30 protein-coding genes and 1 pseudogene are annotated in these 26,348 nt (G+C 68.2%); 12 read left to right on the top strand and 19 right to left on the bottom strand.

Annotated elements, in window-relative coordinates:
- Window positions 1–35: 35 nt before the first annotated feature.
- Window positions 36–1,856: a glutamine--fructose-6-phosphate transaminase (isomerizing) gene (gene glmS, locus AC1RUS_RS14270; protein ID WP_492917217.1), complete on the top strand. Its 1,821-nt coding sequence runs from the start codon at window positions 36–38 to the stop codon at window positions 1,854–1,856.
- Window positions 1,857–1,982: 126 nt separating this feature from the next.
- On the opposite strand, the gene AC1RUS_RS14265 is transcribed toward glmS, so the two are convergent.
- Window positions 1,983–3,383, bottom strand: coding sequence for an amino acid permease (locus AC1RUS_RS14265; protein ID WP_492917215.1), 1,401 nt, complete (start codon window positions 3,381–3,383; stop codon window positions 1,983–1,985).
- 94 nt (window positions 3,384–3,477) lie between these two features.
- Between AC1RUS_RS14265 and AC1RUS_RS14260 the strand changes: the two are divergent.
- Window positions 3,478–3,576: pseudogene (locus tag AC1RUS_RS14260) on the top strand (hypothetical protein); the annotation flags it as partial.
- Between the two features lie 15 nt (window positions 3,577–3,591).
- On the opposite strand, the gene AC1RUS_RS14255 reads toward AC1RUS_RS14260, so the two are convergent.
- On the bottom strand, window positions 3,592–4,779 hold the full coding sequence (locus AC1RUS_RS14255; RefSeq protein WP_492917213.1) for a class I SAM-dependent methyltransferase: 1,188 nt from the start codon (window positions 4,777–4,779) through the stop codon (window positions 3,592–3,594).
- Between the two features lie 49 nt (window positions 4,780–4,828).
- Here AC1RUS_RS14255 and AC1RUS_RS14250 point away from each other — a divergent pair, with 49 nt between their 5' ends.
- Entirely contained in the window at window positions 4,829–5,290 is a 462-nt protein-coding gene (locus AC1RUS_RS14250; protein WP_492917211.1) for an SAM-dependent methyltransferase, read from the top strand.
- Between the two features lie 10 nt (window positions 5,291–5,300).
- On the opposite strand, the gene AC1RUS_RS14245 is transcribed toward AC1RUS_RS14250, so the two are convergent.
- From AC1RUS_RS14245 to AC1RUS_RS14235, 3 genes are read right to left on the bottom strand one after another with little or no spacing between them, the layout of a single operon-like run.
- The gene (locus tag AC1RUS_RS14245) at window positions 5,301–5,849 is read right to left on the bottom strand and encodes a DUF1003 domain-containing protein (RefSeq protein WP_492917209.1); all 549 of its coding nucleotides are present in this window, start codon (window positions 5,847–5,849) and stop codon (window positions 5,301–5,303) included.
- A gap of 35 nt (window positions 5,850–5,884) precedes the next feature.
- Window positions 5,885–6,520: a lysoplasmalogenase gene (locus tag AC1RUS_RS14240; protein ID WP_492917207.1), complete on the bottom strand. Its 636-nt coding sequence runs from the start codon at window positions 6,518–6,520 to the stop codon at window positions 5,885–5,887.
- Window positions 6,513–6,917, bottom strand: coding sequence for a YkvA family protein (locus tag AC1RUS_RS14235; protein WP_492917205.1), 405 nt, complete (start codon window positions 6,915–6,917; stop codon window positions 6,513–6,515). The genes AC1RUS_RS14240 and AC1RUS_RS14235 overlap by 8 nt, the downstream gene beginning before the upstream one ends.
- Before the next feature lie 54 nt (window positions 6,918–6,971).
- Here AC1RUS_RS14235 and AC1RUS_RS14230 point away from each other — a divergent pair, with 54 nt between their 5' ends.
- On the top strand, window positions 6,972–7,754 hold the full coding sequence (locus tag AC1RUS_RS14230; protein ID WP_492917203.1) for an SDR family NAD(P)-dependent oxidoreductase: 783 nt from the start codon (window positions 6,972–6,974) through the stop codon (window positions 7,752–7,754).
- 123 nt (window positions 7,755–7,877) lie between these two features.
- Here AC1RUS_RS14230 and AC1RUS_RS14225 read toward each other — a convergent pair whose 3' ends face one another.
- The 3 genes from AC1RUS_RS14225 to AC1RUS_RS14215 all read right to left on the bottom strand — a co-directional run bounded on the left by AC1RUS_RS14225 (window position 7,878) and on the right by AC1RUS_RS14215 (window position 9,658).
- Window positions 7,878–8,471 carry a CC0125/CC1285 family lipoprotein gene (locus AC1RUS_RS14225; protein ID WP_492917201.1) on the bottom strand — a complete coding sequence of 198 codons (594 nt, stop codon included), beginning with the start codon at window positions 8,469–8,471 and terminating at the stop codon, window positions 7,878–7,880.
- A 107-nt stretch (window positions 8,472–8,578) separates the two neighbouring features.
- Window positions 8,579–9,208 (bottom strand): LysE family translocator, encoded by a 630-nt coding sequence (locus AC1RUS_RS14220; protein WP_492917199.1) that lies wholly within the window; start codon window positions 9,206–9,208, stop codon window positions 8,579–8,581.
- A gap of 45 nt (window positions 9,209–9,253) precedes the next feature.
- On the bottom strand, window positions 9,254–9,658 hold the full coding sequence (locus AC1RUS_RS14215; RefSeq protein WP_492917197.1) for an MAPEG family protein: 405 nt from the start codon (window positions 9,656–9,658) through the stop codon (window positions 9,254–9,256).
- 158 nt (window positions 9,659–9,816) lie between these two features.
- Between AC1RUS_RS14215 and AC1RUS_RS14210 the strand changes: the two genes are divergently transcribed.
- Window positions 9,817–10,017: a KTSC domain-containing protein gene (locus AC1RUS_RS14210; RefSeq protein WP_492917195.1), complete on the top strand. Its 201-nt coding sequence runs from the start codon at window positions 9,817–9,819 to the stop codon at window positions 10,015–10,017.
- A 312-nt stretch (window positions 10,018–10,329) separates the two neighbouring features.
- Here the strand turns inward: AC1RUS_RS14210 and AC1RUS_RS14205 are convergent, their stop codons facing one another.
- The 5 genes from AC1RUS_RS14205 to AC1RUS_RS14185 all read right to left on the bottom strand — a co-directional run bounded on the left by AC1RUS_RS14205 (window position 10,330) and on the right by AC1RUS_RS14185 (window position 15,002).
- A complete protein-coding gene (locus AC1RUS_RS14205) occupies window positions 10,330–10,899 on the bottom strand; it encodes a Panacea domain-containing protein (protein WP_492917193.1) in 570 nt (189 codons plus the stop codon).
- 114 nt (window positions 10,900–11,013) lie between these two features.
- Entirely contained in the window at window positions 11,014–12,240 is a 1,227-nt protein-coding gene (locus AC1RUS_RS14200; protein WP_492917191.1) for an argininosuccinate synthase, read from the bottom strand.
- 89 nt (window positions 12,241–12,329) lie between these two features.
- The gene (locus tag AC1RUS_RS14195; RefSeq protein WP_492917189.1) at window positions 12,330–12,692 is read right to left on the bottom strand and encodes a hypothetical protein; all 363 of its coding nucleotides are present in this window, start codon (window positions 12,690–12,692) and stop codon (window positions 12,330–12,332) included.
- Window positions 12,689–13,021 carry a hypothetical protein gene (locus tag AC1RUS_RS14190; protein WP_492917187.1) on the bottom strand — a complete coding sequence of 111 codons (333 nt, stop codon included), beginning with the start codon at window positions 13,019–13,021 and terminating at the stop codon, window positions 12,689–12,691. Before AC1RUS_RS14190 ends, AC1RUS_RS14195 begins: the two co-directional genes overlap by 4 nt.
- Before the next feature lie 4 nt (window positions 13,022–13,025).
- A complete protein-coding gene (locus tag AC1RUS_RS14185) occupies window positions 13,026–15,002 on the bottom strand; it encodes a potassium transporter Kup (RefSeq protein WP_492917185.1) in 1,977 nt (658 codons plus the stop codon).
- Window positions 15,003–15,186: 184 nt separating this feature from the next.
- Here AC1RUS_RS14185 and AC1RUS_RS14180 point away from each other — a divergent pair, with 184 nt between their 5' ends.
- Complete coding sequence (locus tag AC1RUS_RS14180) at window positions 15,187–15,621, top strand: Rrf2 family transcriptional regulator (protein WP_492917183.1); 435 nt, start codon at window positions 15,187–15,189, stop codon at window positions 15,619–15,621.
- Between the two features lie 2 nt (window positions 15,622–15,623).
- Here the strand turns inward: AC1RUS_RS14180 and AC1RUS_RS14175 are convergent, their stop codons facing one another.
- Window positions 15,624–16,829 (bottom strand): MFS transporter, encoded by a 1,206-nt coding sequence (locus tag AC1RUS_RS14175; RefSeq protein WP_492917181.1) that lies wholly within the window; start codon window positions 16,827–16,829, stop codon window positions 15,624–15,626.
- A 270-nt stretch (window positions 16,830–17,099) separates the two neighbouring features.
- Between AC1RUS_RS14175 and AC1RUS_RS14170 the strand changes: the two genes are divergently transcribed.
- Complete coding sequence (locus AC1RUS_RS14170) at window positions 17,100–17,708, top strand: flavodoxin family protein (protein ID WP_492917179.1); 609 nt, start codon at window positions 17,100–17,102, stop codon at window positions 17,706–17,708.
- 291 nt (window positions 17,709–17,999) lie between these two features.
- Complete coding sequence (locus AC1RUS_RS14165; RefSeq protein ID WP_492917177.1) at window positions 18,000–18,800, top strand: SDR family NAD(P)-dependent oxidoreductase; 801 nt, start codon at window positions 18,000–18,002, stop codon at window positions 18,798–18,800.
- A 120-nt stretch (window positions 18,801–18,920) separates the two neighbouring features.
- On the opposite strand, the gene AC1RUS_RS14160 is transcribed toward AC1RUS_RS14165, so the two are convergent.
- The 3 genes from AC1RUS_RS14160 to AC1RUS_RS14150 are packed head-to-tail and all read right to left on the bottom strand — an operon-like array spanning window position 18,921 to window position 20,609.
- The gene (locus AC1RUS_RS14160) at window positions 18,921–19,598 is read right to left on the bottom strand and encodes a phosphatase PAP2 family protein (protein WP_492917175.1); all 678 of its coding nucleotides are present in this window, start codon (window positions 19,596–19,598) and stop codon (window positions 18,921–18,923) included.
- An 11-nt stretch (window positions 19,599–19,609) separates the two neighbouring features.
- The gene (locus AC1RUS_RS14155) at window positions 19,610–19,855 is read right to left on the bottom strand and encodes a hypothetical protein (RefSeq protein WP_492917173.1); all 246 of its coding nucleotides are present in this window, start codon (window positions 19,853–19,855) and stop codon (window positions 19,610–19,612) included.
- 58 nt (window positions 19,856–19,913) lie between these two features.
- A complete protein-coding gene (locus AC1RUS_RS14150; RefSeq protein ID WP_492917171.1) occupies window positions 19,914–20,609 on the bottom strand; it encodes a MarC family protein in 696 nt (231 codons plus the stop codon).
- Between the two features lie 87 nt (window positions 20,610–20,696).
- On the opposite strand from AC1RUS_RS14150, the gene pyrF reads away from it, so the two are divergent.
- A complete protein-coding gene (gene pyrF / locus AC1RUS_RS14145) occupies window positions 20,697–21,386 on the top strand; it encodes an orotidine-5'-phosphate decarboxylase (RefSeq protein WP_492917169.1) in 690 nt (229 codons plus the stop codon).
- Window positions 21,387–21,511: 125 nt separating this feature from the next.
- Here the strand turns inward: pyrF and ggt are convergent, their stop codons facing one another.
- Entirely contained in the window at window positions 21,512–23,200 is a 1,689-nt protein-coding gene (ggt, locus tag AC1RUS_RS14140; protein ID WP_492917167.1) for a gamma-glutamyltransferase, read from the bottom strand.
- Between the two features lie 275 nt (window positions 23,201–23,475).
- Window positions 23,476–23,685: a DUF1674 domain-containing protein gene (locus tag AC1RUS_RS14135; RefSeq protein WP_492917165.1), complete on the bottom strand. Its 210-nt coding sequence runs from the start codon at window positions 23,683–23,685 to the stop codon at window positions 23,476–23,478.
- Between the two features lie 97 nt (window positions 23,686–23,782).
- Here AC1RUS_RS14135 and AC1RUS_RS14130 point away from each other — a divergent pair, with 97 nt between their 5' ends.
- The 3 genes from AC1RUS_RS14130 to rpe all read left to right on the top strand — a co-directional run bounded on the left by AC1RUS_RS14130 (window position 23,783) and on the right by rpe (window position 26,348).
- Complete coding sequence (locus AC1RUS_RS14130; RefSeq protein ID WP_492917163.1) at window positions 23,783–24,187, top strand: hypothetical protein; 405 nt, start codon at window positions 23,783–23,785, stop codon at window positions 24,185–24,187.
- Between the two features lie 63 nt (window positions 24,188–24,250).
- The gene (locus AC1RUS_RS14125; protein ID WP_492917161.1) at window positions 24,251–25,531 is read left to right on the top strand and encodes an RsmB/NOP family class I SAM-dependent RNA methyltransferase; all 1,281 of its coding nucleotides are present in this window, start codon (window positions 24,251–24,253) and stop codon (window positions 25,529–25,531) included.
- Between the two features lie 154 nt (window positions 25,532–25,685).
- Complete coding sequence (gene rpe, locus AC1RUS_RS14120; protein WP_492917159.1) at window positions 25,686–26,348, top strand: ribulose-phosphate 3-epimerase; 663 nt, start codon at window positions 25,686–25,688, stop codon at window positions 26,346–26,348.

The following is a 26,348-nucleotide window of genomic DNA, read 5'->3' as shown; positions in this document are numbered from 1 at the left end:
GTCCCGTCGGCGCGTTCTACAAAGGATCATGGCCCATGTGCGGCATCATCGGCATCGTCGGAACAAAGCCCGTCGCGGAGCGCCTGGTCGAGAGCCTCAAGCGGCTTGAATACCGCGGCTACGATTCGGCCGGCATCGCCGCCCAGGTGGACGGCGTGCTGCAGCGCCGTCGCGCGCCGGGCAAGCTGCGCGAGCTGGAGAGCGTGCTAGCCCACGAGCCGCTGGTCGCCACCACCGGCATCGGCCACACCCGCTGGGCCACCCACGGCGCCCCGACCCTGCGCAACGCCCACCCGCATATCGTCGGCCGCGTGGCTGTGGTCCACAACGGCATCATCGAGAACTTCGCCGAACTGAAGGCCGAGCTGATCGCCGCCGGCCGCGAGTTCCAGAGCGACACCGACACCGAGGTCGTCGCCCACCTGCTGGACGCCGAGCTGGCCACGGGCCTGGCGCCGCTGGAAGCCTTCCAGGCCACGCTGAAGCGCCTGCGCGGGGCGTTCGCCCTGTGCATCCTGGTCGGCGGCGAGGCCGAGACGATTCTGGCGGCCCGCAACGGCCCGCCCCTGGCCGTGGGCTTCGGCGACGGCGAGATGTTCGTCGGCTCCGACGGCCTGGCCCTGGGTCCGTTCACCAACCGCATCGCCTATCTGCACGACGGCGACCACGCGATCGTCGACCACGCCGGCGCGCGGATCTTCGACCAGACCGGCGCCCCCGCCGACCGTCCGATCAAGGTGGTGCCCGCCTCGGCCGTGCTGATGGAGAAGGGCAACTACCGGCACTTCATGGAGAAGGAGATCCATGACCAGCCGGAGGGCTGCCAGCGCACCATCGCCGCCTATGTGGACACCATCGGCAACCGCACCGCCCTGCCAGAGGGCCTGGGCCTGGCCGAGCTGGAGCGCATCCAGATCGTCGCCTGCGGCACCTCCTATATCGCCGGCGTCATCGGCAAGTACCTGATCGAGCAGCTGGCAGACCTGCCGGTGGACGTCGAGATCGCCTCGGAGTTCCGCTATCGCCAGCCGGCCCTGCGCCCGGGCTCGCTGGTCATCGCCATGTCGCAGTCGGGCGAGACCGCCGACACCCTGGCCGCCCTGCGCTACTGCCAGGCCAAGGGCATGCGCAGCGCCGTGGTGGTCAACGCCACGGAATCGACCATGGCCCGCGAGGTCGACGTCGTCCTGCCGATCCACTGCGGTCCCGAGATCGGCGTGGCCTCGACCAAGGCCTTCACCGCCCAGGTCAGCGTGATGATCGCCCTGGCGGTCGCCGCCGCCAAGGCGCGCGGCCATATCGACGACGCCGAGGAGCAACGCCTGGTCAAGGTGATGCTGGAGGCGCCGCGCCTGATCGCCGAGGCCATCGGCCTGGAAAGCGCCATCAAGGACATCGCCGCCGAGATCGCCAAGGCGCGCGACGTGCTGTTCCTGGGTCGCGGCCCGATGTCGGCCCTGGCCCTGGAAGGCGCGCTGAAGCTCAAGGAGATCAGCTACATCCACGCCGAGGGCTACGCCGCCGGCGAGCTGAAGCACGGCCCGATCGCCCTGGTCGACGACCAGACCCCGATCATCATCCTGGCTCCCTTCGACAGCTGGTTCGAGAAGTCGGCCTCGAACATGAGCGAGGTCATGGCGCGCGGCGGCCAGGTGGTGTTCATCACCGACCCCGAAGGCGCCAAGCACGCCCCGGCCGGCGCGCGGGTGGTGGTCACGGCCCCCGCCAGCGACCCGCTGGTCTCGGCCCTGGTGATGTCGGCCCCCATCCAGCTGCTGGCCTACCACGTGGCCGTGGTGAAGGGGGCGGACGTGGACCAGCCGCGGAACTTGGCCAAGTCGGTGACGGTGGAATAGGCTGAGATAGGTAGATGCTCCCCCTTCGGGGGAGCTGTCGCGGAGCGACTGAGGGGGTCCTCAACTGAGTAGGCCGGAGAGGACCCCCTCCGGCCCTCTGGGCCACCTCCCCAAAGGGGGAGGATCTTACGCGTTCAGCCGCGAATGCCGCCGCGAATACCCGAAGTACACCGCGCTGGCCGCCGCCACCCAGACCCCGAACAGCACCCACGTATCCAGCGGCAGCCCCACGATTAGGTAGCCGCAGAACGCCACGCTGAGCACCGGCACAACCGGATACAGCGGCACGCGGTAGCCGCGCGGCAGATCAGGCTGGGTGCGGCGCAGGATGATCACCCCCAGCGAGACGATGGCGAAGGCGATCAGCGTGCCCATGCTGGTCAGGTTCACCAGCACGTCCAGCGGCACGAAGGCGGCCAGCACGGCGATGAAGGCCGCGACGATATAGGTGTTGAGGTCGGGGCTACGGGTCTTGGGGTGCAGGCGCTGGAAGACCTTCGGCAGCAGGCCGTCGCGGCTCATGGCGTAGAGGATCCGCGTCTGGCCGTACATGACGACGAGCGTGATCGAGAAGATCGAGACGATCGCCCCGACGCACAGGATCAGCGAGGTCCAGCTGGCGCCCGTCAGGTTACGCAGGATCACCGCCAGGCCGGCTTCCTGGCCCGCGAAGGCCGTCCAGGGCTGGGCGCCGACGGCGGCCAAGGCCACCAGGATGTAGATCGCCGTGACGATCAGCAGGCTGAGCACGATGCCCAGCGGCAGGGTGCGGCGCGGGTCCTTGACCTCCTCGCCGGCCGTCGAGACCGCGTCGATGCCGATATAGGAGAAGAAGATCGACGAGGCCGCCGCCCCGATCCCGGCCACGCCCATCGGCGCGAACGGCGTGAGGTTCTCGGCGCGGAAGCCGCTGAAGGCGATGACCACGAAGAACAGCAGCACCAGCAGCTTCAGCACCACCAGCACGGCGTTGACCGTGGTCGACTCCTTCGCCCCGCGCAGCAGCAGCACCATGCAGGCGCCGACCAGCACGACGGCCGGCAGGTTGAACACCCCGCCCGCGCCGGGGGCCTTGGCGATGACGTCGGGCATCTTCCAGCCGACGAGGTCGACCAGCATTTCGTTCAGGTACTGGCCCCAGCCGACCGCGATGGCCGAGGCCGAGACGGCGTATTCCAGCAGCAGGCATGCCCCGACGATGAAGGCGACGAACTCGCCGAGCGTGGCGTAGGCGTATGAGTACGACGAGCCCGACACCGGGATGGTCGAGGCCAGCTCCGCATAGCACAGGGCCGTCAGGGCGGCCGTGATCCCGGCCAGCACGAACGAGACGATCACTGCCGGGCCGGCGGCCGGCACGGCGGTGGTCAGGGCCACGAAGATGCCGGTGCCGATGGTGGCGCCGACACCCAGCATGGTCAGCTGGAAGAGGCCGATCGAGCGGGGAAGACTTTCGGGCGGATGCTCGCCCTCGACCTGGGCGACGGGCTTGCGACGAAAGAGGTCGGCCGCGCGGAACTGGCCCATGGGCATCCTTGGTGCGTGAGATTAGGCGGCGCTATAGCCCCATCGACGGCCTTCGATCAATCCAGCCCTGGGCGCTCAAGGAAACCCACCTCGTCATCCCGGCCGCAGCGAAGCGGAGAGCCGGGACCCAGGGGCAACCGCACCGCATCGGCCCCTGGGTCCCGGACAGCCTCTACGCGGCTTCCGGGATGACGAGGCGGGGAGCGCTTCAGTTTGCCGGAGCCGCCATGTAGTCCCGCGTCAGCGGCGCGCCATCGCGCTTCTTGGCCAGCTGGATCTGGAAGACCATGTGCCCGCCGTGGCGGAAGCCCATCTCGGCGCCGGCCAGGTAGAACTCCCACAGTCGCCGGAAGCGGGCGTCGAACATGGCCGGGATCTCCGGATCGGCCATGAACCGCAGCCGCCAGTGCTTCAGCGTCTCGGCGTAGTGCAGGCGCAGGATCTCGATGTCGGTGATCCACAGTCCCGCGTCCTCGATCGCCTTGACGATCTCCGACAGGCCCGGGATGTAGCCGCCCGGGAAGATGTACTTGTTGGTGAAGGCGTTGGTCGCGCCCGGGCCGGACGCCCGGCCGATCGAGTGGATCATCGCCACGCCGTCGTCGTTCAGCAGCCGCTTGATCGTCTGGAAATAGGTGGCGAACTGCGGCGCGCCGACGTGCTCGAGCATGCCCACCGAGACGATGCGGTCGAAGGTCTCATCAAGGTCGCGATAGTCGGTGAGGCGGAACTCGACCTGATCCTGCAGCCCCGCCTCGGCGACGCGCTCTCGGGCCAGGGACAGCTGCTCGGTCGACAGGGTCACACCCGTCATCTTGGCTCCGAAGTCCTTGGCCAGGGTCATCGACAGACCGCCCCAGCCCGAACCGATGTCCAGGGTCTTCATACCCGGCTGGATCAGCAGCTTCTTGCCGATATGGGCCTTCTTGGCGACCTGGGCCTCTTCCAGCGTCATGTCCGGCCGCTCGAAATAGGCGCAGCTGTACTGCATGTCCATGTCGAGGAAGCGCTTATAGAGGGCGTTGGAGACGTCGTAGTGATGGGCGACGTTGCGGCGCGAGGCGACGCGATCGTTCATCTGCTGGACGCGGCGCTTGATCGCCTTGCGCACCCGGCTGGTCCACGAGCCCCGTCCCTTCAGGCCGCGCGAGCCGCCCTTGCCGACGATCTCCAGGAGGTCCCACATCGTGCCCTGCTCCAGCACGATGTCGCCGTCCATATAGCCTTCGCCGAGACCCAGGCCGGGATTGGACACCAGCTTGCGCAGGCCCTTGGCGTTGAGCCGCATCACCACGGGCGGCCCCGTGCCATCCCCCGCCTTCAGAACGCGACCACCGGGCAGATGCGCGGTGAGGTCGCCGGTCTTGATCATCTTACGCAGCAAAGCTTCAAGCATGACCGAGAGTATGGGTATCTTCCGCGCCAAGAAAAGGCGGGAGGAAGCCATGACCATCACGATGACGCCGATTGGCCGGGTGCAGGGCGGCCGCGACGTCCCCGAGGACGACGACTGGGGCGGCACCCGGGCGCGGATCGTTCTGGACCCAGAGCAGTTCGACGCCGAAGCGCTGGCGGGCCTGGAGGCCTTCAGTCACGCCGAGGTGGTCTATGTCTTCGACAAGGTCACGCCCGAGCAGATCGTCACCGGCGCCCGCCATCCGCGCGGCAACAAGGACTGGCCCAAGGTCGGCATCTTCGCCCAGCGCGGCAAGAACCGGCCCAACCGCATCGGGGTGACGGTCTGCTCCATCGTGGCGGTCGATGGCCTGTCCCTGGAGGTCCAAGGCCTGGACGCCATCAACGGCACGCCGGTGCTGGACATCAAGCCGGTGATGAGCGGCTTCGCCCCGCGCGGCGACCACCGCGAGCCCGACTGGGCGCGGGAGATCATGGAGAAGTACTGGTAGCGGGCCGCCCCTAGTCGTCGGACTTGGGGTCCTTGGCCTTGATGGCGTCGAGCACCTCGCGAGGGTCGGCGGGCTTGCGCATGGCGTCGGTCTCGCTGTCGACCCGGTCGCGGATCGACGGTGCGTCGCGGCGCAGGTCCTCCAGCAGCTCGATGACCTTGGCGGTCTTCTTGTCAGCCAGGATGGCCATTTCCAGGGTCAGTTGCGCGCGCCGGTCCGACAGCTGGTTCTCCCGCCGCTGGGTGACCAGGATCAGCACCGCGATGAACAGGGCCGCCAGGGTGGCGCCCAGCTCCAGCCAGAAGAAGGCGGGGCCCTCGACGCCGCCGCCCGATCGAATGGCCAGGACGATCCACAGCGCCGCTGCGACCGCCAGGGCCAGGGCGGAAGCCGGCCGGCCCAGCAGGTCGGTGACCCCGTCGATGGCGTTCTGCAGGCCGGACGATCCGGCATGATGTTCGCGGTGCAGCTCGGCCAGCGACTCCACGGAGTCCGCGACATGGCCGTCCAGCGCCTCGTCGTTGGTGCTGTCGGGGTGATCGGGGCTGGCCTGGTTCATGAGTCAGACAACGCCGGTCCCGCGGCGACGATCCGCTAGGCCCCCAGCATGCCCCAGCAGATGCCGACCTGGCCGCCCCAATAGAGAAACCACACCGCCCAGGCGGTCAGGCGCGGCGAGCCCGCCAGCTTGACCTGCTTGAAGAGATCGAACGACAGGATGGCGTCGGACGCCATGAACGCCACGGCCCCCGTCGTCGCCGGCCAGAAGCGCGGCGGCAGCAACAGGCCGCTGGTGACCATGCAGACGATGGCGACCACATAGGCGATCACCGGCAGGCGCAGCGCCCCCAGCGACGACCACAGCTGGCGCAGCATCCAGCCCGCCGCGACCAGCACCGCCAGCAGGCAGATCCAGAAGCGGGTGTCGGGCGAGGCACCGTGCTGGCCCATCAGCGGGACATAGACGACATGGCCCGCCAGAAAGGCCGCCAGGCCCAGCGGCAGCCAGCGCTTAGGATCGCCGGCCAGGAAGGCGTCGCCGACCGTGCATAGGGCGAGAGCGATGGCCAGCAGCACGCTGCCGCCGTCCAGATAGGCGATGACCGCCAGGGCTCCGACGGCGCAGCACTTGATCAGGGTCCGCAGGGCCGAGGGCGGCCGGGCGCTGAACACCAGGCCATAGGCCAGGGCCGTGGCGCCCGACAGGCCCCACAGCCAGGGTTCAGTCATCGGCGGAGAGCTTGGCCAGGAACGCCTGGGCCGCTTCCTTGTGGCGCGGCTTGAGGCTGCGGCCGACGATGGCGATGACGGCGGCGATCACCGCGGCGTCGTCGGTCAGGCCCAGGGCCGGCAGGATGTCGGGAATGACGTCCGTAGGCAGGACGAAATAGGCCAGGGCCGCCATCATCATGCCCTTGGCGGCGGGCGGCGTGGTGGGGTCTCTCGCGCACCACCACACCGACAGGACGTCGTCGGCGAACGGGATCTTGGCGGCGACCTTGCGGATCTTGGGCAGGAACCCCCGCGCCACCCGCTCCTCGTTCAACTTGACCGTCGCCGGAACCAGGGCCTTGGACGGATCCAGGATCTGGTTGACGTCGGGGGACGGTTTGGCGTCGGCGCTCATCGGTTTACACCCTGTTCAACAGCGAACTTAAACGCATACCGTGAGGGAACGTCCATGAAACTCGACAACTCAGTCGCCGCCGTCGTCACCGGGGGCGCTTCGGGCCTCGGCGAGGCCACCGCCCGCGCCCTGGCGGCGCAAGGCGTCAAGGTCGCCCTGTTCGACATGAACGAGGCGCGCGGCGAAGAGGTCGCCAAGGAGATTGGCGGCGTGTTCTGCAAGGTCAACGTGACGTCCGACGCCGATGTCGACGCCGGCTTCGAGAAGGCCCGCGCCGCCCACGGCCAGGAGCGCATCCTGGTCAACTGCGCCGGCACCGGCAACGCGGCCAAGACCGCCGGCCGCGACAAGGCCACCGGCGAGACCAAGCACTTCCCGCTCGACGCCTTCGACCGCATCATCCAGATCAACCTGGTCGGCACGTTCCGCTGCATCGCCAAGTCGGCCAAGGGCATGCTGGACCTGGAGCCGCTGGAAGACGGCCTGCGCGGCGCGATCGTCAACACCGCCTCGGTGGCGGCGGAAGACGGCCAGATGGGCCAGGCGGCCTATTCGGCGTCCAAGGGCGGCGTCGTGGGCATGACTCTGCCGATCGCCCGCGACCTGATGAGCGAAGGCATCCGCGTCAACTGCATCCTGCCGGGCATCTTCAACACCCCGCTGATGAACGGCGCGCCCGAGGCGGTGAAAGCCGGCCTGGCCGCGTCCGTGCCGTTCCCCAAGCGCCTGGGCAACCCGGAAGAATACGCGCACCTGGCCCTGACGATGATCACCAACGACTATTTCAACGGCGAGGATGTGCGCCTCGACGGCGGCATCCGCATGGCGCCGCGCTAGGCATAAAAAAGCCCTCCCCCTCGATGGGGGAGGGTTGGGTGGGGTGACCTCGGCCGTGCAGCTGAACCGCCGCATCACCCCCATCCCCGACCCTTCCCTCATCAAGGGGGAAGGGCGATATTTCTACTTCTTCGGCGCCGGCAGAACGATGCTGGAGGCCAGGTTGGCCATGATCTCGCGGGCGTCGTAGGCGCGGGGGTCGCCTTCGGGCTTCTTGCCCTTGTGCAGGACGATCTCGGCGCCGGCCTCGAAGCGCTCGATGGTCCGCACCTGGGCGCGGTCGGTGAAGAAGGGGTCACCCCAGAAGGGGTCCCAGCTGCGCCAGCCATAGCCCGGGCCGGCATAGCGCCAGGACGGACGCCAGTAGCCATAGGGATAGCCGTAGCCGAAGCCCGGACGCGCGAACGGATCGGCGTCGACCACGGTGCGGGCCGTGCGGTCGGTGCGGCGGTCGGCGGTCTCGAACCAGTCGTAACCCTGCTGGGTGGTCAGCTCGGCGGCCCGGTACAGCAGATAGCGCTCGACGGTCTCGCGCGAGGTCAGGCTGTTGCCGTTGAAGGCGACCCGATAGCGGTCGGCTTCCAGGCGCTGTTCGGAGAAGCCGCCGGTGGTCGAGCCGGACACGGCCTTGGGCTGATAGGGCGTGGGGGTGGCGCAGGCCGAAAGGCCGGCGGTCAGGGCCAGGGCCCCGACGAGGGCAAGCTTTTTAAGGGACATCATGGCGCTCCTCGGCGCGGAGTCGTGGTCTTTAGGATCTAACTCTGGCGAGGGTTTGTGGTTTCGCCAAGGCTCGTTCGATTGCGGCGCTGAAATCAACGCCGCCGTCACCCCCTAGATACGATCAGGATCGCCGCGGAGATGAGAAGGATTCCGACGAGGAAGGCGAAGCCGCGCCGAAACGCCGGTTCGTTCATCCGCGTCGACAGGGCCGCCCCGCCCAGGCCGTAGGCGCTCATGCTGATCAGGTCCATGCCGATGGTGGCGCAGGCGAACATGATCAGCTGCGGGACCAGGGGCCGCTGGACGTCGATGAACGGCGGCAGCACCGCGCCGAAGAACAGCAGGATCTTGGGATTGGCGATCTGCACCATGAAGCCGTCGACGAAGGCCGAACGGCCGCCGCGCACGGTGGCCGTCGCGTGGCTCTCGGCGTTCTTGATTCCGGCCCAGATCGACTTGCCGCCCAGCCAGACCAGATAGGCCGCCCCCGCCAGGGCCAGCAGGTGAAAGGCGGCCGGGAAGGCCAGGATCAGCGCGCCCAGCCCCAGGGCCGACGCGCCGAACCACAGCAAGGTGCCGCTGTTCATGCCGAGCACGCCGAGCAGGGCCGCGCCCTTGCCCTTCTCCATGCCGGTGGCGATGGCGAACAGGTTGGCGGGCCCCGGGGTGATGGCCATCACGAACATGGCGACCAAGAAGGCGCCGTAGCGGGCGGGATCGACGGGCAGGATCATAGCCAAGCTGTTTAGGTCACGTCCCGCCCGTCGAAAAGCGCCGGATCAGGCCCCGACGACCACCAGCATCCAGATGACCCGTCCCAGGGCGCCCAGCAGCAGGATCACGGTCGCCACGAACTGGATCATGAAGCCGATCGAGCGCTTGTTGGCGGCGGCGGCGTAGCCCAGGGCGTAGATGATCCGCCCGACGATCCAGACCGCGCCCAGGATGGCGGCGACCATGTCATTCCAGTAGATCGCGAACAGCCATAGCGACGGCAGGAAGATCGGCAGGCTTTCCAGCGTGTTGGCGTGGACGCGGATATGGCGCTCCAGCTCCGGATCGCCGGTCATGGCCGGAGCGGCGATGCCGCTCTTGCCCCGCGCGGCGCCGACCCGGAACATCATCCAGATATAGACCAGCAAGGCGACCAGCGTGACGATCGCGACCCAGGAATGCGGATGCATGTGTGTCTCCCCTTCGACCCGTTCCGCGGGTCTTGAAGCGGCCGAGCTTAGACGGGTTCAGGGGATTCGCATCCCACCGCCGAACATCGTTCTGGAACCGACATCGTCCGTGGACGCTAGTTCCGGTAACGATCCTCATCCCCGCGGAGCCCAGGCCCATGCGAGTGAACTCAACGGCGATCGCCGAGATCGACTACAATCCCGAACACGGCAAGCTTTTCGTCACGTTCAACGACGGCGACGAATACGTCTATGTCGGCGTGCCCGAGCGGCTCAGCAACGCCTTCCTGCGCTCGGCCTCCAAGGGCCGGTTCTTCCAGCGCATGATCCGGGATCGCTATCCGTACAACCGGATCTAGCAGGCGAACACGCCACTAGAAAATCGCGTGCGCGATGTCATGGCTCATAGATTTCGACGTGCTGCAGGTGCACGTCTCCGAGCTCTGAAATTGTGAAGGTGACGATGAGCGGCGGAATGTGGGGTTCGGCCCACGTAACTGCACGCGTTATGGCATACCGAAAGGACGTAAATTGGTTCTCGTGCAAAGCGTAACCATACGGGTTCCGCATGAGCCCGTGGATGATAGAATTTAGCGCCAAGTCGACAAGTTGAGCGCCGCCAACTAGCACTACAGCGTCTTGGAAACTGTCTTCCTCAATAATATTTCGCATTAAGCGCTTTGCCAGCGCCGCTGCTGCCCGAGGATTTCTAGACGACGAAGCTGCTCATCTGCCGGCTCTTGATCTGTAAGTAAGGCGAGCTCGTAAGGCAGCGCCTGCCTATCACCGTGAGTTTTCCAGATGACGCCATGGGACTCATCGCTAGTCTCTCGAGCAGTCTTATCCCAGTAGTGAAATATTGCGGCGTCGAGATAAAACAAGTCGGCGTCAGACAAGAGCGTCTGAATAGGCTTATAGTAAGGAACGACCCGCTCTTCAGTGAAACCATTTCCCAAATCAGATACACTGTGATGGATCAAGCCTGCGGCAATCATATCAGCTTGAACTGGCACCATCTCATGGAGACAAGGGCCTTGAGGTAGCCTTTGATATTTTCGCCCGGTGACAGGAACGCCCCGTGCGGCAAAAGCCTGGAAGTCAGCTCGCCACAGAATTTTGTGGAGCTTAGTCTGACCAAATCGCGTGGCGTTTTTGCATTCCCAAGCAACATAGAGAATGGCTTCCCGAACGCGATCTTGACCGCCGGGTAGTGCAATCTTTTCTCTGAGTTCGCGTGCCACGGTATAGCGCTCCGATCACCCACCTATACTACGTATGGACAGAGAACGCACCAACAACCGATAGGTGAGCCCCGACCTTGCCATCTGGGCAGGCCGGGGCGGCAGTTCGTCCGCCTAGCCGCGCTTGTCGCGCTTGGCCAGGACGCGCAGGCGCAGGGCGTTGAGCTTGATGAAGCCGCCGGCGTCGCGGTGGTCGTAGGCGACCTTGCCTTCCTCGAACGTCACCAGGTCCTGGTCGTAGAGGCTGTATTGGCTGGTGCGGCCGATGATCGAGACATTGCCCTTGTAGAGCTTGACGCGAACCTGGCCGGTCACCTTGGTCTGGCTGTAGTCGATCGCCGCCTGCAGCATCTCGCGCTCGGGCGAGAACCAGAAACCGTTGTAGACCAGCGATGCGTACTTCGGCATCAGCTCGTCCTTCAGGTGCATGGCGCCGCGATCCAGCGTGATGCTCTCGATGCCGCGGTGGGCGGCCAGCAGGATGGTGCCGCCCGGGGTCTCGTACACGCCGCGCGACTTCATGCCGACGAAGCGGTTCTCGACCAGGTCCAGGCGACCCACGCCGTTGTCGCGGCCCAGCTCGTTGAGCTTGGTCAGCAGGGCGGCGGGCGACAGGGCCACGCCGTCGATGGCGACCGGGTCGCCCTTCTCGAAGTCGATCGTGAAGACGTGCGGCTTATCGGGCGCGTCTTCGGGCGCGATAGTGCGCATGTGCACGAACTCGGGGGCCTCGACCGCCGGGTCTTCCAGCACCTTACCCTCGGACGAGGAGTGCAGCAGGTTGGCGTCGACGCTGAACGGCGCCTCGCCGCGCTTGTCCTTGGTGATCTGGATCTGGTGCTTCTCGGCGAAGTCCAGCAGGGCCTCGCGGGACTTGAAGTCCCACTCGCGCCAGGGCGCGATCACGGTGATGTCGGGCTCGAGGCCGTAATAGCCGAGCTCGAAGCGGACCTGGTCGTTGCCCTTGCCGGTCGCGCCGTGGCTGACGGCGTCGGCGCCCATCTTGCGGGCGATCTCGATCTGCTTCTTGGCGATCAGCGGACGCGCGATCGAGGTGCCCAGCAGGTACTGGCCCTCATAGACCGTGTTGGCGCGGAACATCGGGAAGACATAGTCGCGCACGAACTCCTCGCGCACATCCTCGATGAAGATGTTCTCGGGCTTCACGCCGGCCGCCAGGGCCTTGGCGCGGGCCGGCTCGATCTCTTCGCCCTGGCCCAGGTCGGCCGTGAAGGTGATGACTTCCGCGCCGTACTCGGTCTGAAGCCACTTGAGGATGATCGAGGTGTCGAGACCGCCCGAATAGGCGAGAACGACCTTCTTCACGGACTTGTCGGCCATGAGCGGGGGGTCCTTGTAGAGAAACACGAGAGTCGGCGCGTTCAACGGCGCCCGGGGCGGCGGGTCAAGTCTTAATGGGACCAGACGCTTTAGAGCCTGCCTTCGTCCTGCAACGTCCGTATGGCGAAGCGCAGGTGCATCAGCTGGGCCAGGGCCAGGACGGCGGCCAGCGTGGCGCGCACGCACAGCACCATCATCGCCTCCAGACCCTCGACCCGGAAGGTCGCGCCCGACAGGGTGAAGCTGAAGATCACCAGGATCGAGACCACCGGGATCAGCAACAGGCCCAGGGTGCGCGGCGCGCGCCAGGTGGCCTTGCCGTCGAAGCCCCACTGCATCGGCACGGTCACGCCCTTGGGGATGCGCTTGAACGCGCCCATGGCCGTCGAGGCGATGATGGCCAGGGCGGCGATCGACAGGCCGTCGCCGATGACCCGGAGGGCGGTGCTCATGAGGTTCTTTCCTTACGGCAGCGCCGCAGCTTGCGTCCGATCGACCAGCTCATCCAGGTGACCACGCCCATCCAGACGATCACGAACCCGACGAACACCGGCGGCGGATGGGCGACATGGAACACGACGCCCCTCAGCATCCCTACGCCGAGGAAGCCCAGCAGCCCGGCGGGCGCCCAGACCATGGCGCGCGGCCGCTCGAAGTCCGAGCCGAACGGGTTGTACGCTCGGAAGGTGTCGAACGGTCTGCTGTGACGCCAGGCCGCTCCGGCGAACCAGAGGCTGGCCCCGACCGCCAGCAGCCAGGCGACGACCAGAACCGCCTTCATGACCCTAGACCGTCACCTGCGCGCCCAGCTCGACCACGCGGCCGGGCGGGATCTTGAAGAAGTCGGTCGGATTGGCGGCGTTGCGCATCAGGAAGATGTACAGCCGGTCCTGCCACAGCGGCATGCCGCTGTTGGCCGACGGGATGATCGAGCGGCGGCCCAGGAAGAAGCTGGTGGCCATGATGTCGAACTTCAGGCCCTGCTTGCGGCAGACGGCCAGGGCCTTGGGAAGGTTGGGGCTCTCCATGAAGCCGTAGGTGATGACCACCTTCTTGAAGTCGTCGTTGACCTTCTCGATCTTGACCCGGTCGTCGTCGTTGATGCGCGGCGTGTCGCCGGTGCGCACGGTCAGGATGACGTTGCGCTCGTGCAGAACCTTGTTGTGCTTGAGGTTGTGCATCAGGGCCACGGGCGTCATGTCCGGGTCCGAGGTCAGGAAGATCGCCGTGCCGGGCGCGCGGTGCGGCGCGCGGGCCCGCAGGATCTCCATCAGGTCGACCAGGGGCACGCTGTCGCGACGGGTCTTGGCCGACAGGATCTGCGAGCCGCGCACCCAGGTGGCCATGATCAGGAACAGGGCCGCGCCGATCAGCACGGGCAGCCAGCCGCCGGTGAAGAAGCGCAGGGCGTTGGCGCTGAGGAAGGTCAGGTCCAGCGTCATGAACGGCACCAGGAAGCACAGGGCCACCGGCAGACTCCAGTTCCACAGCCGGCGCATGACGATGAACGACATGCAGGTGGTCACGCACATGGTGCCGGTCACCGCCAGGCCGTAGGCGTGGGCCAGGGCCGACGAGGTCTGGAAGGTGAACATGATCGCCATGACGCCGACCAGCAGCATGGTGTTCAGCTGCGGCACGAAGATCTGGCCCGACTGGGTCTCGGACGTGCGGCGAATGTCCAGGCGGGGCAGCAGGCCCAGCTGGATCGCCTGCTGAGTCAGCGAGAAGGCGCCGGTGATCACCGCCTGGCTGGCGATGACCGTGGCCGCGCCCGCCAGCAGCACCAGCGGCAAACGCAGGGCGCCGGGGGCCATCTCGAAGAACCAGTTGAGCTCGGGGAACGGCACGCCGGCCTTTGCGGCCGCGTCGAAGGTGGCCAGCGCGAAGGCGCCCTGACCCAGATAGTTCAGGACCAGGCAGGGCAGCACGAAGAACAGCCAGGCCGCCTGGATCGGCCAGCGACCGAAGTGGCCCATGTCGGCCGACAGGGCCTCGGCCCCCGTGACGGTCAGGAACACCGCGCCCAGCACGATGAAGCCGGTGAAACCGTGATGCATCAGGAAGGTCACCGCATAGTGCGGGCTGATCGACATCAGGATCTCGGGATTCTTGACCAGGTGCAGGGCGCCCAGGGCCGCCATCACGCCGAACCACAGGGCGCAGACGGGGCCGAACAGCTTGCCGACCGTGGCCGTGCCGCGGCTCTGGATGAAGAACAGACCCAGCAGCATGATCGTGGCGATGACCAGCACCACCTGGTTGGTGACGCCGTGCTCCAGGGCGGGAATGGTCCGCAGACCCTCGACCGCCGACAGCACCGACATCGCCGGGGTGATCACCGCATCGCCGTAGAACAGCGCCGCGCCGGCCACGCCCAGGGCGAACAGCAGCATGGTCCGCTTGCCCATCGCGTGCTGCGCCAGGGCCATCAGCGACAGCACGCCGCCTTCGCCCTTGTTGTCGGCGCGCATGATGAAGAACACGTACTTGATCGTGACGACCAGGATCAGCGCCCACAGGGCCAGCGACACCACGCCGAAGATTTCGGGACGCACGACCCCGTCATGCGAGGCGGCGGCCAGGGCCTCCTTGAACGCATAGAGAGGGCTGGTGCCAATGTCGCCGAACACGATTCCGACCGAGCCGAGCGCGAGCGCGAACACGCCGTGCCCCTTGGGGCCATGACCATGCTGCTGGGGAATGTCGGAAGAGGCGGGGGCGCAATCCGGGGTGGTCACGCCTGAGGCTTCGGAAGCCATTCAATGTCTCCGGGCGTCCCCACTCGCAAAATGCGCTCGGCGGGCCCATATCGATCAAGCGCGGCGCGATACACCCAATCTGGTCCGGGTTCAATCGTCACGCTACGTCGGCGTTACGAAGCATTTCAGTGAACGACGAGTTTTTGATTGAACGCGCCCATATCGCCCTTAGGTTCCTGAAGAGATGTCCGACAGCCAAAAGTTTCCCGTGGCGGCCCACGCCCTCGCCTATCTGGCGCATAAGGAGGCGTTTTCCGCCGACCGCGCCGTGGCGAGCGCCGAGCTGGCCGCCTCCGTGCCGACCAATCCGGTCGTGGTGCGGCGGGTGACCGCCATGCTGGGGAAGGCCGGCCTGATCGGCGCGCGCGCGGGAGCCAATGGCGGCGCCTGGCTGCTGAAGCCCGCCCGCGAGATCACCCTGGATGTCGTGCTGCGGGCCGTGAACGGCTGCGCTCACCTCGGCGTCGCCCCGCCCGGGGTCAAGGGCTGCCCGGTCGGCGAGAAAATCCCCGACGCCGTCCGCGCCGCGATCACCGCCGCCGACGCCGCGGCCCATGCGCGGCTGGGCCAGATCACCGTCGCCGACCTGCTGAACGGCGCGCACGAGGCGGCCGCCTAGACCTACTCCGCCGGAGCCAGGCTGGGGCGCCGGGCGTCGAGCGCCGCCACCACCCAGATCGCGAAGCCGCCCAGGGCCAGGGCCGCGCCGACATAGCCCGTCGAGGCCCAGCCATAGCCCGCCGCGATGGCCAGGCCGCCGAGCCAGGGTCCCAGCGCGTTGGCGGTGTTGAAGGCCGAGTGGTTCAGGGCCGCCGCCAGGGTCTGGGCGTCGCCGGCCACGTCCATCAGCCGGGTCTGCAGCACCGCGCCCAGTCCGCCGCCGCAGCCGATCAGGAAGATCACCGGAAACAGGCTCCACAGGTGGGTCACGGCGACCGGATAGAGGGCCAGGGCGGCGGCGCTCCACAACAGCACCGCGCCGATGGCCGGGATCTGGGCGCGGTCGGCGGCCCAGGCGCAGACCAGGGTCCCGATCGTCATGCCCGCGCCGAACACCGCCAGCATCACCGGCAGCATGGCCGGCGAGGCGTGGGTGACCTCGCGCATGGCCGAGGCCAGGTAGGTGTAGACGCAGAACATGCCGCCAAAGCCGATCGCGCCGATGGCCAGGGTCAGCCAGACGCGGCCGCGACCCAGGGCGCCCAGCTCGCGCATCGGACTGGCGTCGGCGTGGGCCGGATCGCGCGGCGCGAACAGCCAGACGCCGACGGCGGTGAGGGCGGCCAGGGCCGCGACGATCACGAAGCCCGAGCGCCAGCCGATCCACTGGCCCACCGCATTGGCCAGCGGCACGCCGACGATGGTCGCCACCGTCAGGCCGATCATCACCATGGCCACCGACTGGGCGCGCTTCTCGGGCGGCGAGACGCTGGCGGCGACCAGGGCCGCGACGCCGAAATAGGCCCCGTGCGGCAGGCCGCTGAAGAACCGGAAGGCCAGCATCCAGCCGAAGCTGGGCGCCAGGGCGCTGAGCAGGTTGCCCAGGGCGAAGACGGCCATCAGCGCCACCAGGATCGTCCTTCGCGGCAGGCGCGCGGCGGCCACCGCGATCACCGGCGCGCCCACCACCACGCCCAGGGCGTAGGCGCTGATCGCATGACCCGCCGTCGGCGCGTCGACGCCCAGGCCGGCGGCGAAGTCGGGCAGCAGACTCATCGAGGCGAACTCGGTGGTGCCGATCGCGAAGCCGCCCAGGGCCAGGGCCGCCAGCACCAGGCCGGGCGCATGAACCTTATGCGGCGCGTTGGAGGTCTGGTCCTGGGTCATGTCGCCGCCTTTCACGCAGGCGCGCCGCGAGCCGGGCGCACGCATCCGGGGACGGCGCGCGGTGTTCATGCTGCGGTGCGAGAGCCCTCCAGATAGAACGCAGACAACGTTGTCACAAGCGCTCGCCGCATATTTCACGGTTCGCTGAAAGCCGCGCTGAAACCGGCCCCAGAATAACTGCACCAGACTTTGTTGCCGATCCCCTGGCGAACCCGAAACGACCCATTACGTAATCGCTACCGTTTCAGTTTCTAATCGAGAGACACCGTCATGACCACCAAGGTCGCCATCATCTACCACTCGGGCTACGGCCACACCGCCGTGCTCGCCGACAAGGTCGCGCAGGGCGTCAAGGACGCCGGCCAGACCCCGATCCTGCTGAAGATCGAAAGCGCGTCGCAGGATTTCGCCCCGATCATCGAGGAAGCCGGCAAGGCCGACGCCATCGTGTTCGGCGCGCCCACCTACATGGGCGACGTCTCGGGCGTGTTCAAAGTGTTCGCCGACGCCACCGCCGGCGTCTTCTTCACCGGCGCCTGGAAGGACAAGCTGGCCGCGGGCTTCACCAACTCGCACAGCTTCGCCGGCGACAAGGGCCACGCCCTGGAGAGCCTGACCATCCTGGCCGCCCAGCACGGCATGAACTGGATAAACCTCGGCCTCGCCCCGCCCAGCGTGACGGCGGCCGAACGCGGTCCCGACACCCTCAACCGCGTGGGCTCCTTCCTCGGCGTCGCCGCCCAGAGCGACAACGCCTCGCCCGAGATCACCCCGCCGGAAGGCGACCGCGAGACCGCCCGCCTGCTGGGCGAACGCGTCGCCAAGGCCGCCCTGCGCTGGGCCAACGGCGCCGACGCGGTGCTTGAGAAAGCGGCCTAAATCATTGTCATCCCGGCCAAGCGCGAAGCGCGCCGAGCCGGGACCGCCGGAAGCACGTGAGCTTGCCGAGGTCCCGGGTCTGCGCTGCACTCCGCCCGGGATGATAGCATTGACGAAATCTGGCTCGTCGCCTTCCCTCCCCGACGAGCGAGCCGTCACGCAGCGCTTCGCGCCGTGACCCGAAGGGGCGCCGATCCCCCGGCGCCCCTTCCCCCATTCTGGTTCCTTGAACCAAATCGGCCGTCGTGCTGGTCTGCAGCGAAGTTTCGCTTCGTACTGGATCTCCTGAGCATGGCCCGCCGTCTCGCCCTGGTCACCGGCGCCTCCGCCGGCATCGGGGCCGCCTTCGCCCGCATCCTGGCCAGCCATGGCTATGACGTCGCCCTGACCGCGCGCCGCGCCGACCGCCTGGAAGCCCTGGCCGCCGAAATCCGCCTGCGCTACGGCGTCGAGGCCTATGTCATCCCCGCCGACCTGGCCGATCCGGCCGGCGTCGAGGCGGTGCTGGCCGGGGTCGAGGCCCAGGGCCGCGTCGTCGACGCCCTGGTCAACAACGCCGGCTACGGCCTGCCCGGGACCTTTGCCACCACCGCCTGGAGCGACCAGGGCAAGTTCCTGCAGGTGATGCTGACCGCCGTCTGCGAGCTGACCCACAAGGTGCTGCCGGGCATGGTCGAGCGCCGCTTCGGCCGCATCGTCAACGTCGCCTCGTTGGCGGGCCTGGTCCCCGGCGCGGCCGGTCACACCCTCTATGCGGCCACCAAGGGCTTCCTGGTGAAGTTCTCCCAGAGCCTGCACCTGGAGAACCTGTCGACCGGCGTCCACGTCTCGGCCCTGTGCCCGGGCTTCACCTATTCGGAATTCCACGACGTCAACGGCACCCGCGCCCAGGTCAGCCAGTCCCTGCCCGAGTGGCTGTGGATGGGCGCCGACGAGGTGGCCGCCACCGGCTACGAGGCCGTCGAGGCCAACCGCCCGGTCTGCGTCCCCGGCGCGCCCAACAAGACCATCGCCGCGATCGCCAAGGTGCTGCCCGACGACTGGGCCCTGGCGCTGATGGCCAACCAGGGAAACCGGTTCAGGAAGGTCTAGAACCTCCCATCTGTCATCCCGGACAAGCGCACAGCGCGCGGATCCGGGACCGCCGGAAGCGCTGAGCCTGTTGCGGTCCCGGGTCTGCGCTGCGCTCCGCCCGGGATGACAATCCTATAGTCAGTCGCGCGGCTTGCTGCCCACCAACCAGCACGACACCGCCCAGGCCGAACCGGCGGTCCAGCCGCCCAGCACGTCGTTGGTCCAGTGGACGCCGAGATAGACGCGGCTGAAGCCGACCGTGGCCGCGCCCGCCGCCGCGCAGGCCAGGGCGTAGGCGCGGAGCGCCGTGCCGCTGGCGGCGTTGGCGACGATCAGGCCCAGCGACAGGAAGGTCGCCGCCGACAACAGGGCGTGGCCGCTGGGAAAGCTTTCATTGACCGCCTCGGCGGCGCGATATTCGGCCGGTGGGCGGCCGCGCTTGAAGACGTTCTTGAGGCCCTCGCTCAGCGCCAGGGCGCCGGCGAAGGTGGCGGCCAGGATCGCCGCCTCGCGCCGCTTGCCTGCGATCAGCAGTCCGCCCGACACCGCCGCCGTCGCGCCGGCCAGCACCGCGACGCCGCCAAGGGCGCTGGCCTCGGTCAGGCTTTCCTTGACCCAGGCGGGGCCCAGAGGCCGCCTTGGATCGCCGCCCGTGCGCAGGGCCTTCAGGATCTTCCAGTCGGAGGCCTGGCCGTCGGGCTCGTTCTGGTCGTCGGCGACGTCCTGGAACGCCACCAGCGCCAGGCCAAGCCCCAGCATAGCGGCCAGGGCGAAGCCCTCGGTGCGCGGATTGATCAGGTGACGGGCCTTGGGCATCGCCTTGCGGATCAGGCCGCGACGCGGGCCGACGCCAACGGCGTGTAGCGCTCGCCCGACCAGACGCCGACCAGATCGCCGCCGGCGTCCAGCACATGGATCTCGGTGTCCAGGCCGCGCACGTCCTGGCGGATCGCCAGGAAGCGCGCCCGGCGCTCGGCCAGGTCCAGGGACGGGAAGTTCAGGGGCGCGGCCTCTTCCTCAAGGCGCAGCCACCAGGAACCCGCATTGGGATAGACAAGATAAACGACAGGCATTCGCCCCTCCGACCCGCTTTGGGAAGTCAGAACGCCAGGCGAAGCTTGTCGTTCCGCCCTACCGGCTTTCGGCGTACGGCGCCTTGGCGTCCTGGCGCACCAGACCGCGCGTGGCGTCGCCCACGCCGATCAGCACGAACTGCACCGCCAGGGCGCAGAGGATCAGGCCCAGCACCCGCACCACAATGCTCATGCCGATCCGGCCCAGCACTCGGCTGATCAAAGGCGAGGCCCAGAACACCGCCACCAGCACCACCGACACCGCCGAGATCACCGCCACGCCCAGGCCCAGGCCCGCCCAGCCGAACGGCTTGGCCTCGGCGGCGTAGATGATCACGGTCGAGATCGCGCCGGGCCCGATCAGCAGCGGCATGGCGAACGGCACGATCAGGCGCTCGAAGCGCTGCTTGGCGTAGACCCGCGCTGACTGGCCCTCGACGCCCTCGGCCGCGTCGGCGAACATGGTGGTGAAGTCGTCGCGCACCATGTCCAGGCCGAGGATGAACAGGATGATGCCGCCGGCGATGCGGAAGGCCGGCATCGAGATGCCGAAGAAGGCCAGCAGGCTGACGCCGGTGAAATAGAAGAAGATCAGGAAGGCCGCGACGAACAGGCCGATATAGACCGCCACCATCCGACGCCCGGCGGCGGCGGCGCCCAGCGTGGCGGCGGCGAACAGCGGCACGTTGCCGATCGGGTCGATCAGGGCGAACAGCGCGACGAAGAAGTTGACGGCGAGTTTGGCCTCGGTCATTCGACGTCCTTACCTTTATCAAAGCGCCCGTTCCCGCCCTTCCTAGGGTGAACGCTGGCGCGCGCCAACCCCTGGGGGCCCTTCGCCATGACCGCCGACCCGCGCCTGATCGTCCCGCTGGACCTGCCCACCGTCGATGAAGCCCGCGACATGGTCGAGCGGCTGGGGGACAGCGTCAGCTTCTACAAGATCGGCCTGGAGCTCCTGGCCACCGGCGGCATGGGCCTGGCCGGCGAGCTGAAGAAGAACGGTAAGCAAGTCTTCCTCGACTGGAAACTGCACGACATCGGCGCGACGGTGGAGCGCTCGGCCCGGGTGCTGGCGCAGGCCGGCTGCGACCTGCTGACCGTCCACGCCGAACCGCAGGTGATGCGCTCGGCTGTGCTGGCGCGCGGGTCCTCGGACCTGAAGATCCTGGCGGTGACCGTGCTGACCAGCCTGACCGACGCCGATCTCAACGAGATGGGCTACGCCTTCGGGGCCCGCGACCTGGTCGAGCGGCGCATCCGCCAGGCCATCAACTGCGGCGTCGACGGCATCGTTTCCTCGCCCCATGAAGCGGCCCTGGCCCGCGAGATCGCCGGCCCGGACTTTCTGGTGGTGACGCCGGGCGTGCGTCCCTTCTGGTCGGCCAAGAACGACCAGGCCCGCGCCGCCACGCCCGAAGCCGCCCTCCGCGCCGGCGCCAGCCACCTGGTCTGCGGTCGCCCGATCACGGCGGCCAACGACCCGCGCGAGGCGGCGCTGAAGGTGGTGGCGGAGATGGCGGGGGTTTGAGACGGGCGCTTAGATCCTCCCCCTTTGGGGGAGGTGGCCCAGAGGGCCGGAGGGGGTCCTCTCCGGTCTATGCCGTTGAAGACCCCCTCAGTCGCTCCGCGACAGCTCCCCCGGAGGGGGAGCATCTATTTTCCCGACTTCACCACCACCGCCACGCCGCGCGCTCGCGGGTCGGCCGCCGGAACCGGCGTCTTGCCGACCACCTGGATGGCCTCGATATCCCCGTTGTAGTCCTGGTCTTCCAGAACATAGCCCATCGCCTCCAAGCCCTTGCGCAGCTCGGCCGAGGCCGGCGCATAGGGCTCGAAGAAGATCGTGTCCTTGGGCAGCAGCTGGTGGTGGAAGCGCAGCTGCTTCTGGGCCTGCGCCAGCGACAGGCCGTGGTCGTAGACGTCGGCCAGCACCTGGAACACCGAGGTGAAGATCCGCGAGCCGCCCGGCGTGCCGATCACCATGGCGACCTTGCCGTCCTTCGTCAGGATGGTCGGGGTCATCGACGACAACGGCCGCTTGCCCGGCGCGATGGCGTTGGCCGAACCGCCCACCACGCCGAACATGTTGGGCGCGCCGGGCTTGGCCGAGAAGTCGTCCATCTCGTTGTTGAGCAGGAAGCCTGCGCCCTCGACCACCACGCCCGACCCGAACCAGCCGTTGATCGTATAGGTGTTGGAGACGGCGTTGCCCCACTTGTCGACGATCGAGAAGTGGGTGGTCTGCGGCCGCTCCAGGCCCGGCTTCACCGACGGCGTCGGCGAGGGCTTGGCCGGATCGATCTGCTCCGTGCGGCGGGCGACATAGGCGCGGTCGATCAGGTTCGAGACCGGGACCTTCACGAAATCCGGATCGCCCAGATATTCGGCCCGGTCGGCGAAGACCCGCTTCTCGATCTCCGAGACCAGGTGGACATATTGCGGGCTATTGAGCGGCACGCCCGCGAACAGCTTGGCCGCGTCCTGCTTCATCAGCAACAGCTGCATCAGCGCGATGCCGCCCGAGCTGGGCGGCGGGGCGGTGATCACCTGATAGCCGCGCCAGCTCGCCCGCAGCGGCTCACGCCACACGGCCTTGTAGGCGGCCAGATCGGCCTTGGTGATCAGACCCTTGGTCGGGCCGCGATCCATCTGGGCGACGATCAGCTCGGCGGTCCGGCCTTCATAGAAACCCTTGTCACCATCCTTGGAGATACGAGCCAGGGTGTCGGCCAGGGCCGGCTGGCGGAATATCTGGCCGGCCTTCAGCCCGCCGAAATTCGCCTCGAAATTGGTCTTGGCCAGGGGCGCCCGGCTGCCGTCCAGAATGCCGATCAGCTGCGGCGTCACCAGAAAGCCGTCGCGAGCATAGCGGACAGCCGGCGCCAGCACCTTGGCCCAGGGCAGCTTGCCGAACCGCTTGTGGGCCATGGCCATGCCGCGCACCGTGCCCGGCGTGCCGACCGCCAGGTTGCCGTACTGGCTGAGATCGGCGACGGGCTCGCCGTCCGGCCCCAGGAACATGTCGGCCTTGGCGGCGGCGGGCGCGGTCTCGCGGTAGTCGAGGAAGTAGGGCTTGCCGTCGATCACCAGGGTCATGAACCCGCCGCCGCCCAGGTTGCCGGCCTCGGGATAGGTGACCGCCAGGGCGAAGGCCGTGGCCACCGCCGCGTCGACCGCGTTGCCCCCGGCCTTCAGGACCTCTTCGGCCGCCAGCGCGCCGTAGCGGTCGGGCGAGGCGACAGCGCCGGCGGTCAGAGTGGGGGCGGGCTTGGCCAGGGCCGGCGTGGCGGCGAGGACGAGAAGGGCGGCGAGGACCGCTCGGAACTGGGCGAACAGGCGCAAGGCGACGACCTCCTTCGGATCTGGAGACGCGACGTTAGTCGATCCTATGAGGAACGTGAGGAGAATGTCGTCTAACGGCCGGCGCCGGACGCCCCCTCCGTCACGATGCGTATTCGCATCGCGCCACCTCCCCCGCACGCTTCGCTACGGGGCAGGAGGGTGATGCTGCTCTTCTCCTGCCCCGTAAAACGGGGGAGGTGGCGCGGCGCCGATAGGCGACGTGCCGGAGTGGGCGCTGCTGAACCGAACGTCGCAAGGGGTCCCGCGACTAGCCCTCAGAAATCCACCGCCACGCCCCGACGCTCCCAGTCGCCGAACCGCGTCGGTTCGGGGCCGTCGCGGCCGCCTTTTTCCTCGGCCATGGCCACCGCTTCGGCGGCGGCGCGGCGGGCGGCGGCTTCCTCCAACGCGCGGCGGGCGGCGGGGGACAGTTCCTTGTCGGGGGCGGCGCCCAGCTCGGGCGGCAGGTCGGAAAGATCAGACATGACGAAGGTTTAACATCATCGCACTTGATCGCGCCAGCTTGGCGGTGTTCAACCCCCGGCTTCAAATAACCACGTTCAGATACCGGGGGAATCCGACATGAACACCAATCGTTGGCCTCACGCCTTCTTCGCCGCCGCCGCCCTCTACGGGATGATCGGCCTGGGCTGGGGCCTGACCATGGCCATTACCGAGAACCACGCCACCTATTCTGCCCACGCCCACCTGAACCTGCTGGGCTGGATCACCATGGCGCTGATGGGGACCTTCTACGCCCTGCTGGGCCAGGCCGTTCCCAACTGGATCAAGATCGTCAACTTCACCCTGTCGAACGTCGGGGTGGTCTGCATGATCAGCGGCCTCTACCTCTATCTGGGCCAGGCCGGTCCCAAGGCGGTCTATGCGCCGCTGCTGGCCGTGGGCGGCCTGTCGGTGGTCGGCGGCTTCCTGGTGTTCGGCCTGACCGTGGTCACCAGCGCCTTCCGCAAGCCCGCGATCGCTTAGGCGCGGCCTGATTTTTCGTTCAAATCGCTTGCGCTCGCCGTCGCCTCGGGGCACGGCGAGGCGGTGACTCAAGAACTCAATGACGGCCTCCCCGCCCGGGAAGCCGCGCTTAACCTCATCGACGCGGCCCTGTCGCGTCGCGGCGGCATCGACGAAGCCGCTTCCGCCAACGGTTTCCGGTTCCTGGAGCCCCGCGAGCGAGCCTTCGCGCGCGCCCTGGCCATGGCCGCCCTGCGCCGCCTGGGACCGATCGACCGCGCCCTGTCGGCCAAGCTTCAGAAGGAGCCGCCGCCGCGCGTGCGCAACCTGCTGCGCCTGGGCGCGGTGCAGGCCTTCTATCTGGAGGTCCCCGCCTTCGCCGCCGTCGCCACCAGCGTCGAGCTGGCCGGAGCCAACAAGGCCAGCCGGCCGTTCAAGGGCCTGGTCAACGCCGTGCTGCGCGGCCTGCTGCGCGACGGTCCGCCGTCCGACGATCCCGAACACCTGGCCCCGCCGTGGCTGATCTCGCGCTGGACCAGCGCCTGGGGCGTCGACACCGCCCGCGCCGTCGCCAGCGAGATCGCCAAGGAGCCGGCCACCGATCTCTCCCTGAAGGACCCCGCCCTGGCCGCGTCCTGGGCCGAGCGCCTGGAAGGCGAAGTGCTGCCCGGCGGCACCCTGCGCCTGGCCCGCAAGGGCGACGTCGCCGCCTGGCCGGGCTTCGAGGACGGCGGCTGGTGGGTGCAGGACGCCGCCGCCGCCATCCCCGCCCGCCTGCTGAACATCAAGGCCGGCGAGACCGCCGTCGACCTGTGCGCCGCGCCTGGCGGCAAGAGCCTGCAACTGGCCGCCTTCGGCGCCACGGTCACCGCCGTCGACCGCTCGGCCGCCCGGCTGGAGCGCCTGACCGACAACTTCAAGCGCATGAACCTCACCGCCGAGGTCGTGGCCGCCGACGCCGGGGCCTGGGACGACGCGCGGACCTTCGACGCCGTGCTGCTGGACGCCCCCTGCTCGGCCACCGGCACCTTCCGCCGTCACCCCGACGTGCTGTGGGCCGCGCGGCCCGGCGACGTCGCCAGCCTGGCCGGCGTCCAGTCCCGCCTGCTCGACGCCGCCGCCGACAAGACCAAGCCCGGCGGCCGCCTAGTCTATTGCGTCTGCTCGCTGGAGCCCGAGGAGGGCGAGGCCCAGGTCGAGGCCTTCCTCGCCCGTCGCCCCGACATGCGCCTGGACCCGATCGCCTCGGGCGAGGCCGGCGCGCCGGCCGCCAGCCTGACCGAGCGCGGCACGCTGCGCCTGCTGCCGCATCACCTCGAAGGCGGCCAGGACGGTTTCTTCGCGGCGCGGTTCGTTCGCCTTTAAATCTGTCATCCCGGCCAAGCGAAGCGCAGAGCCGGGACCGCCGGAAGCGCTGAGCCTGTTGCGGTCCCGGCTCGGCGCGCTTCGCACTTGGCCGGGATGACAGCTCTTGAAGCCCCGCCTTGTCCGAGGCCGCGACCCCGTTTAAGCCAAGGGCATGACCGCCGCACCGCTCATCGCCCCGTCGATCCTGGCCTCCGACTTCGCCAAGCTCGGACAGGAAGTCGCCGCCATCGAGGCGGCCGGCGCCGACTGGGTGCATGTCGACGTGATGGACGGCCACTTCGTGCCCAACATCACGCTGGGTCCCGACATCGTCAAAGCGATCCGGCCGCACGCCAGGATTCCGTTCGACGTCCACCTGATGATCAGCCCGGCCGACCCCTATCTGGAGGCCTTCCGCGCCGCCGGGGCCGACCTGATCAGCATCCACCCGGAAGCCGGGCCTCACCTGCATCGCTCGCTCAAGCGCATCCGCGAGCTGGGGGCGAAGGCGGGCGTGGTGTTCAATCCCTCGACCAGCATCGACCACGTCGAGTGGATTCTGGAAGACGTCGACCTGCTGCTGGTGATGTCGGTCAATCCGGGCTTCGGCGGCCAGAGCTTCATTCCCGGCCAGCTGCGCAAGGTGGAGGCCCTTCGCAGGATGGTCGACAAGGCCGGGCTCGACATCATCATCGAGGTCGACGGCGGCGTCACCCCGGCCACCGCCCCGCAATGCGTCGCCGCCGGGGCCACCGCCCTGGTCGCCGGCTCGGCGGTGTTCAAGGGCGGACCCGACGCCTACGCCGCCAACATCCGCGCGCTCAAGGGCGGCTGA

The sequence above is a fragment of the Caulobacter sp. GW821-FHT10F06 genome (genome assembly GCF_058809215.1).
Note: the sequence above shows the minus strand (reverse complement) of the source record. Positions and strands in the feature narration are given on the sequence as shown.